At 29.7% G+C, this 5,680-nt stretch carries 14 protein-coding genes and 1 pseudogene; 14 read left to right on the plus strand and 1 reads right to left on the minus strand.

Translation table 11 applies throughout. The annotated features are described in order from the left end of the window. Together JJE11_RS13530 and JJE11_RS13535 are read left to right on the plus strand one after the other, a co-directional pair. Nucleotides 1-273, plus strand: a pseudogene (locus JJE11_RS13530) (Rha family transcriptional regulator); the annotation flags it as partial. 24 nt (nt 274-297) lie between these two features. Next, entirely contained in the window at nt 298-501 is a 204-nt protein-coding gene (locus JJE11_RS13535) for a hypothetical protein (RefSeq protein WP_291636475.1), read from the plus strand. Here the strand turns inward: JJE11_RS13535 and JJE11_RS13540 are convergent. After that, nucleotides 488-961, minus strand: coding sequence for a DUF2321 domain-containing protein (locus JJE11_RS13540; RefSeq protein WP_291636477.1), 474 nt, complete (start codon nt 959-961; stop codon nt 488-490). The genes JJE11_RS13535 and JJE11_RS13540 overlap by 14 nt on opposite strands. 128 nt (nt 962-1,089) lie before the next feature. On the opposite strand from JJE11_RS13540, the gene JJE11_RS13545 reads away from it, so the two are divergent. The 12 genes from JJE11_RS13545 to JJE11_RS13600 form a co-directional block, all read left to right on the plus strand. Next, nucleotides 1,090-1,407: a hypothetical protein gene (locus JJE11_RS13545; RefSeq protein WP_291636479.1), complete on the plus strand. Its 318-nt coding sequence runs from the start codon at nt 1,090-1,092 to the stop codon at nt 1,405-1,407. Between the two features lie 23 nt (nt 1,408-1,430). Further along, nucleotides 1,431-2,123: a Rha family transcriptional regulator gene (locus JJE11_RS13550; protein WP_291636481.1), complete on the plus strand. Its 693-nt coding sequence runs from the start codon at nt 1,431-1,433 to the stop codon at nt 2,121-2,123. A 12-nt stretch (nt 2,124-2,135) separates the two neighbouring features. Continuing rightward, the gene (locus JJE11_RS13555; protein ID WP_291636484.1) at nt 2,136-2,417 is read left to right on the plus strand and encodes a ubiquitin; all 282 of its coding nucleotides are present in this window, start codon (nt 2,136-2,138) and stop codon (nt 2,415-2,417) included. Nucleotides 2,418-2,908: 491 nt separating this feature from the next. Beyond that, a complete protein-coding gene (locus JJE11_RS13560; protein WP_291636485.1) occupies nt 2,909-3,325 on the plus strand; it encodes a hypothetical protein in 417 nt (138 codons plus the stop codon). A 2-nt stretch (nt 3,326-3,327) separates the two neighbouring features. Then, on the plus strand, nt 3,328-3,561 hold the full coding sequence (locus JJE11_RS13565; protein ID WP_291636487.1) for a hypothetical protein: 234 nt from the start codon (nt 3,328-3,330) through the stop codon (nt 3,559-3,561). After that, a complete protein-coding gene (locus JJE11_RS13570; protein ID WP_291636489.1) occupies nt 3,554-3,745 on the plus strand; it encodes a hypothetical protein in 192 nt (63 codons plus the stop codon). The genes JJE11_RS13565 and JJE11_RS13570 overlap by 8 nt, the downstream gene beginning before the upstream one ends. Before the next feature lie 3 nt (nt 3,746-3,748). Then, nucleotides 3,749-3,916, plus strand: coding sequence for a hypothetical protein (locus tag JJE11_RS13575; RefSeq protein ID WP_291636491.1), 168 nt, complete (start codon nt 3,749-3,751; stop codon nt 3,914-3,916). A gap of 18 nt (nt 3,917-3,934) precedes the next feature. After that, nucleotides 3,935-4,135, plus strand: coding sequence for a hypothetical protein (locus tag JJE11_RS13580; protein ID WP_291636493.1), 201 nt, complete (start codon nt 3,935-3,937; stop codon nt 4,133-4,135). Between the two features lie 33 nt (nt 4,136-4,168). Continuing rightward, nucleotides 4,169-4,744, plus strand: coding sequence for a hypothetical protein (locus tag JJE11_RS13585; RefSeq protein ID WP_291636495.1), 576 nt, complete (start codon nt 4,169-4,171; stop codon nt 4,742-4,744). Between the two features lie 38 nt (nt 4,745-4,782). Beyond that, a complete protein-coding gene (locus tag JJE11_RS13590) occupies nt 4,783-4,956 on the plus strand; it encodes a hypothetical protein (RefSeq protein ID WP_291636497.1) in 174 nt (57 codons plus the stop codon). 22 nt (nt 4,957-4,978) lie between these two features. Then, nucleotides 4,979-5,386, plus strand: coding sequence for a hypothetical protein (locus JJE11_RS13595; protein WP_291636499.1), 408 nt, complete (start codon nt 4,979-4,981; stop codon nt 5,384-5,386). Nucleotides 5,387-5,434: 48 nt separating this feature from the next. Next, nucleotides 5,435-5,680 (plus strand): helix-turn-helix domain-containing protein (locus tag JJE11_RS13600; protein WP_291636501.1); only part of this gene is annotated, 246 nt, incomplete at its 3' end.

A 5,680-nucleotide genomic window follows, 5' to 3' on the forward strand; every position in this document is an offset into this window, starting at 1 on the left:
GCAATTCAAAGTTTACCCGATTCGCCACATAAATCAATGAAGTATAAACATTATACAGACCTAGTTTATAAAATAGTATTCAATAAAAACTCTAAACAATTAAGAGAAGAATACGGTATAGGTGCCAAAGACAGTTTAAGAGATTATTTCACGGCAAGTCAAATTACAGATATCGAAAGACTTGAAAATCAAATAGGTGTACTAATTGAGTTAGGTAATGACTACCAATTTATAAAAATGGTGTTAACTAAAAAATACTTAATAGCAATTTAATAAAATACGAGGAGGAATTAACAAATGAATAATTTAAACGAAAAAGAAGCTGCTCAAGAAGGATCAGTTCAAGAGCAATCTAAAAGAAATTTTTCAGCACACACTGGTAAAAAATTAAATGAAGTTTGTCCAAAGTGCTGGGTGAAAGGAAATAAACCTTATAACTGTGGTTTTGATAAGTGTCCTGGTCATAGACTGTCTATTTTAGAAAAAACTAAGACCAAATAATTTTCTTGGCAGTTTCTGAAGCGATATCTACTAAAATATCTTTTAAGGCAGATGCAGTTGTAGAACCCGCTTTACTAAGAAACTTTTTAAACTTCATTGCAGCTAAGTTTGTTCTTGGCGTTTCAGATATCAAAAATTCCATATTATTAGATAGTTCAGTTATATCTTCATCTAATAAATTTGAATCTAATTCAATTAATTCTCTTGCAACTGATAATTTTTCCGAAGTCCAAGGAAATGGATTGCCGCAAGCATAGCAATAAGAAGGAGCAATATAAGTTCCTAAGTATCCATATTCAGTGGCACTACCTTTTATAGCTTGATTACACTTTGGGCACTGCATCATCGTTTGCGAGCCGCAATCAGAACAATAGTTTTCTCTAGAAGAAGCATATCCATTTGCATAAGAAGTAATTACATGACCATTTTTGCAGATTTGAGCAGTATCATAGGTAGACATAAAAACACCCCCTCTCAACAAGATTTTACCATAAGGGGATTTAAAATACAAAATAATTAAGTAGCAATGGTGTACAAGCTCCCCATCAGAGGGTTATAAAAATATTGGTAAGGAGAAAAGTAAAAATAATGGATTATAACAAAATTGAAAGTAAGTATATAAAAGCAGATATCAAAGGACATTATAAATTTGTAAATGCTTTAGAGGTAAAGAAAGTTTTAAAATATGATTTTAGAACAATGAGAGGATTTAAAATATTATCTCCAGAGCATAAAAAATTGGCAGAAATATTAATTTGTAGTTTTATTAATGGCCATGGATTAGAGCCAAGGGAAAGCTTAAGACCGACTAGCATCAAAAGAGAACGTGGGAAATTCACTGTTCATTATAAACATTACGATAGCCAGGGATTCAGTTATTTATATGATAGCGGTTCCGTAGGATAATAAATTTTAAAAGGAGGACAAGCATGAATAAATTAATAAATATCAAAAATGAAGACGGACAACTTACAGTAACAAGCAGGCAAATAGCAGAAACTTTTAACAGAGAACATAAGGGTGTACTTGATACCATTAGAAATTTGACAGCCGAAAATTACGCTGTGAAAAACTTAATGATTGAAAGTAATTATGAAGTTAGAGGAAAAAAATATCCGGAATATTTATTAACTAAAGATGGATTTTCACTTTTAGTAATGGGATTCACAGGTTCAAAAGCTCTTGAATGGAAATTAGAGTATATCAAAGCTTTCAACGAAATGGAACAAACATTAAAAAGTGTACAACCTAAGTTAAGCAAAGAACTACAAGCAATTTTTGCAATAGATCAAAGAACAGAAGAACTAGATATTAGATTAATTACTTTAGAAGGAAGTATGACAATAGATTATTCGCAACAGGAAGAACTTAGAACTGCTGCAAATAAAAAAATCATAGAAGCATTAGGTGGTAAAGATGCTCCAGCATATAAAGAATGTAGTAAAAAAGCATTTAGTGAATTATGGAAATCATTTAAAAGGATTATGCAGGTTAACTCTTATAGAAATACGGCTGCTAAAGAATATGAAAATGCTAGAGCAATAATAAAAGCCTGGAGACCTAATAGAGATTTAGAATTAATGATTTTAGGTGCAAATAGTCAATTTAAAATAAATTTATAGGAGGAATATTTAATGATTAAAAAAATAACCACAACAGATACAGATTTAACAATATCAAATAGCAAGGCAATTATAGTAATAATAGGTGGGTTTAAGTTTTCAAAAGAAGAATTTAGTCCACAAATCAATATTTACACTATAAACAATGAAAATGATGAATTTTTAGAATGTATATATGAAGATAATGAAGGTTTGGAATTAGATTTTAAAGAGCTAGAAGTAATTGCTTTAAACTGGATATTTAGAAATGTAGAAATGGTACAAACTGAATTACCTTTCAGTGATTTGACATGATAGTAAAAATAAAATGTAAATGTGGGACAAGCAAAATATTGAAAGTAAGAAATTTAAAAGAAGCCAGAAAAATCAAAAGAATTAATAAAAATTGGTTATGTAACGTATGCGAATTTAAAATCATTTTAAAACGTGTTGCAAGACAAATTATAAAGGAGAATAAAAAATTATGTTAGAGATTCCGAACACAGAAGAATTTAAAAAAGATTTTTTAATGGAATGAACTATAAAAATCTAGGTGCTAAGAATTTTGTATCTGCCAGCACTATTTATATATGGGTTAAAACCTTAGGACTAACAAGAAAGGTGAAGAGGTGAATTAAATGTTTTATATATTAATATTACCAGCAACTTTTATATTTTTAATGTGTGGAACTACAGTAATAGCAGATAAAATATTAGATAAAAAATAAGCCTAAACCTTTTTCGAGAAGGTTCAGGCCATAGAAATGTATTTAAAATATTATAACATAAAATTTGGAGGTATGGAAATGAAAAAAGAAATATTAAGTTATTTAACAGGTGTTATTAATAGCTACACTAGCACCATAGCAGTATTAACTACAAACGAAGATTTAAGTACAAGTTTGAATACTTTAGTAGCAATTAAAGGCGAATTTGAAAGCTTATTAGATATTGTAATGGATATACAAGAAGATAAGGAGCAAGCAATAACGAATTTCAATAAAGCATTAAAATACAACGCTCTTAAAAATAAAATTTTAGAACTTGAAGAAACAAATGAAAATATGAATGATAACGAAAAAAGAATGCATGAAAAACTTAAAGCTTATGAGTGTAATGATTTAGTTTGGAAAATGGTATATGAAGAATTAAAAGCAGAAAATAAAAGGTTATCTAATTGCACACTTGATAAAAAGCGTGAAGTAACAATAGGGAGGGTATAGCAATGAAATATAAAATATATGTAACTGAAAAAGTAAAATTTGTACATGAAATGGTGATAGAGGTTCCAGATGATTGTGATATAGAAAATGTTCTTGATAATTCTGAAAAAGGTAGAAATTTAAGTGATGTTGGGTGCTTACTTACAGAACAAAATTGTAATATTATTTCAATAACTAGAGATGGTAGTGGTGATTCAGAAATAGAAATTGAAGATATGGATGAGATAGATGAATAAAGAACAAAAGGCTATGTGCTGGGCAGCTAAAGAAAATATTAAACTCTTTCTACTTGATAAGAACGATTCATTTTACAAAAGAAGAAAATTATTCAGACAAGCATGGAAATTAAAAATAGATCTAAGTGATGATGTAGATGCTGAAGAGTGGGAAAAATTGAATGATGATCTTGAAAGGGGATAAAAAATGACAGTTAAAGAGTTAAAAGAAATATTAAGTGAATACAGAGACGATGAAGAAATTATGTACTGGGATGCAGAGGAATGCAAACATTATCCACCAGTAATTAGTCCTAATTATAAAAATATGGACAAAAATGAAATTAAAATTATAGAAATTGATAGATATTGTTAATACACAATATAAAAAGAGGTGAGAATTATATTTACAAAATATAAAGAAGTAGTTACTAGAAACGATCATAAATGTTTTTCATGTGGATGCACTATTATAAAAAATAGTTTGGTCAAATATGGGGTTACTACAGATACGGAAGTTACAAATGATTCAAGAAAAATAGTTTCTGCTTACTGGTGTAATACATGTGTAGATAGCACCAAACATGCAAGATAAAAAACACACAACAAAAATTAAGGAGGAGTTTTAATGGAATTGAAAGATACAAAAATATTTATTCCTGAAATACCAAAAGAGTGGGAACATCGACTACGTTCTGGTAACACAAATATTTGGAATGACAATTTTTATAAAAATGAGTTGCCTGAAATTAGACTGGAACCACCCACACGAGGATTGTATGCTAAAAGGTTTGAAGATGGTTGGTATTGGGTTTGTGGATGTAGTAAATGTTTAAAGAACAACGAGAAATATTCTTATATTACTTGCGAGGATCATGACCGCTGTATTACTTGTGGAACTCATAGAAAGGAACTTACTGAAATACCTTGGGGCCATCCAGATGGTTTTCAATGCAAACCTTGTAGCAGAAGAGAACATGAAAAAGAAAAAGAGGAAGCATTGAGAGTATCGAAAAAGAATAATCATTCTAAATATGATTGCTGTAATACGAGTGAAATAATTTGTCCAATATGTGCTTCAAACTGTTCAAATGAGGATATGTATGAACCTGGAGAAGAAGAAATCACTTGTTATGTATGTGATACAGAGTTTATTGTAGAAATCGAATATGAGTTGAATTATACATCAAAACTTAAAAATTAATTACACAATATAAAAAAAGCATGACGTGGAGGTAATAAATGTTAAGAAAAGATGATCCGGTTTATTATAAAGTCAAAATGAAAGAATTAATAAAATCTGCACATGAAAATGGACTTGAAGTAGGAGCAGATAATGAATTAGGGCTTACACATATATATTTTAAAAGTGGCATAGAGCGTGCCGGGGTATCAATAGTATCAAAAAAAATATAACAAAATTTAAGGAGTGAAAATTATGATTATATATGCAAATAGTAGAAAATCCGGAAAAACAACAGAAGCTATTAAACTAGCAGCTTCAACACATAGCTTATTGATAGTACCTAATCAGGACATGGTACATTTTGCAGAAAGACAAGCACGAGAAATGAATTATCCTGTACATGTAATGAGTGCTAAAAACTATTTTAATCCAAGAAATGCAGGCAGATGCAAAGATGAAAGAATAGTTATAGACGAACTTGATAGTGTGCTTAGAAGTTTATTTGGGTGTGAAGTAATAATGGCTACAACTACAGGATGCACAGCTGATATAGAAATTAACGAGACAGATTTCAATAACTATAGAATTAAACATACTGGAATGCAAACAGTTAAACCATCAGATGCACCTGCTCCAAAAGGACCAGGGAGACAACGTTAATACACAATACTAAGAAAGTACGAAATACAAAAAAATGGCGGTGTAAAAATGAATGATAGAAATTTTAAAGGCGTATGGATTCCAAAACAAATTTGGGAATGTCCAACATTAACGCTGCAAGAAAAAGTATTTTTTACTGAAATTGAAAGTTTAGATAATGAAGAAGGATGCTTTGCTAGTAACGGATATTTTGCAGATTTTTTCGGACTATCTAAAACAAGAGTAAGCCTAGTAATAAAATCATTAATAGAAAAAAAGTATATAACCTCATTAATTATTTATAGAGAGGGTACC

Origin of the sequence: Clostridium sp. (genome assembly GCF_016650095.1) — a bacterium.
In the GTDB taxonomy this organism is placed as follows: domain Bacteria; phylum Bacillota; class Clostridia; order Clostridiales; family Clostridiaceae; genus Clostridium_AD.

Excerpts from the sequence above, each read along its gene's own strand:
- JJE11_RS13535 (WP_291636475.1), top strand. The coding sequence starts at position 298 with ATGAATAATTTAAACGAAAAAGAAGCTGCTCAAGAAGGATCAGTTCAA.
- JJE11_RS13540 (WP_291636477.1), bottom strand. The coding sequence starts at position 961 with ATGTCTACCTATGATACTGCTCAAATCTGCAAAAATGGTCATGTAATT.
- JJE11_RS13545 (WP_291636479.1), top strand. The coding sequence starts at position 1,090 with ATGGATTATAACAAAATTGAAAGTAAGTATATAAAAGCAGATATCAAA.
- JJE11_RS13550 (WP_291636481.1), top strand. The coding sequence starts at position 1,431 with ATGAATAAATTAATAAATATCAAAAATGAAGACGGACAACTTACAGTA.
- JJE11_RS13555 (WP_291636484.1), top strand. The coding sequence starts at position 2,136 with ATGATTAAAAAAATAACCACAACAGATACAGATTTAACAATATCAAAT.
- JJE11_RS13560 (WP_291636485.1), top strand. The coding sequence starts at position 2,909 with ATGAAAAAAGAAATATTAAGTTATTTAACAGGTGTTATTAATAGCTAC.
- JJE11_RS13565 (WP_291636487.1), top strand. The coding sequence starts at position 3,328 with ATGAAATATAAAATATATGTAACTGAAAAAGTAAAATTTGTACATGAA.
- JJE11_RS13570 (WP_291636489.1), top strand. The coding sequence starts at position 3,554 with ATGAATAAAGAACAAAAGGCTATGTGCTGGGCAGCTAAAGAAAATATT.
- JJE11_RS13575 (WP_291636491.1), top strand. The coding sequence starts at position 3,749 with ATGACAGTTAAAGAGTTAAAAGAAATATTAAGTGAATACAGAGACGAT.
- JJE11_RS13585 (WP_291636495.1), top strand. The coding sequence starts at position 4,169 with ATGGAATTGAAAGATACAAAAATATTTATTCCTGAAATACCAAAAGAG.
- JJE11_RS13590 (WP_291636497.1), top strand. The coding sequence starts at position 4,783 with ATGTTAAGAAAAGATGATCCGGTTTATTATAAAGTCAAAATGAAAGAA.
- JJE11_RS13595 (WP_291636499.1), top strand. The coding sequence starts at position 4,979 with ATGATTATATATGCAAATAGTAGAAAATCCGGAAAAACAACAGAAGCT.